Consider the following 957-nt stretch of genomic DNA (forward strand, 5'->3'; position numbering starts at 1 on the left):
CGACGGGCCGGACCGATGGGCTCCCGGACGTCTCGGCGGACACAGATCCGATGGGTCGCGACCTCCAGCTCGCGCTCTACACGCTCTATGAGCTCCACTACCGGGGCTTCGCCGGCGTGGACTCCGACCTGGAGTGGGACCCCGAACTCCTGCGCCTCCGTCGCGCGCTGGAGACCCTGTTCCTCGATCATCTCCGGGGAGCGGTCGAACCGGGTGACGATCCCGTGGCCGAGATGGACGCACTGTCCGTCGAGGCGACCTCCGGCACGGGCCCGTCCTGGTACTTCAAGGACGAGGGCACCTGGGACCAGCTGCGCGAGTACTTCGCCCACCGGTCGCTCTACCACCTGAAGGAGGGCGATCCCCACGCGTTCGCCATCCCGCGGCTGCAGGGGCAGGCCAAGGCCTCGTTCGTCGCCGTGGAGTTCGACGAGTTCGGCGGCGGGCGCGGAGAGCGGGTCCACCAGCAGCTCTGGGCCGATCTCATGCGGGCCGCCGATCTGGACCCCGGCTACCTGGGGTACCTCGACCGGGTGTCGGCGGCGACGCTGTCGACCGTCAACCTGATGTCACTGTTCGGGCTGCACCGGTCCCTGCGCGGCGCCGCGATCGGGCATTTCGCCGCCATCGAGATCACCTCGTCCCCCGGGTCCGCGCGACTGGTCGCGGGCCTGCGCAGGCTGGGGGCGCCGGAGGAATGCGTGCACTTCTACGCCGAACACGTGGAGGCCGACGCGGTCCACGAGCAGGTGATGCGCCACGACGTCGTGGGGGATCTGGTGAACCGGGAGCCGCATCTCGCGGCGGACGTGGTGTTCGGGATGCGTGCTCTGGACCACCTCGACGAGGTGGCGGCGGGCGGGATGCTGGCCGCGTGGGGCCGCGGGGAGTCCTCGCTGCTGCCCTGACGCAGCGTTCGTTTCCCGCTCACACCGGGACCGCCGACCCCGCCGACAC

General features: G+C 70.8%; 1 protein-coding gene. It reads left to right on the forward strand.

Features of this window, described 5'->3' with window-relative positions; translation table 11 throughout:
* A partial coding sequence (locus tag IY392_RS11795; protein WP_194861328.1) for an iron-containing redox enzyme family protein occupies window positions 1-908 on the forward strand: 908 nt, incomplete at its 5' end.
* Window positions 909-957: the final 49 nt, after the last annotated feature.

Origin of the sequence: Dietzia sp. SYD-A1, assembly GCF_015356725.1 — a bacterium.
Lineage (GTDB): Bacteria > Actinomycetota > Actinomycetes > Mycobacteriales > Mycobacteriaceae > Dietzia.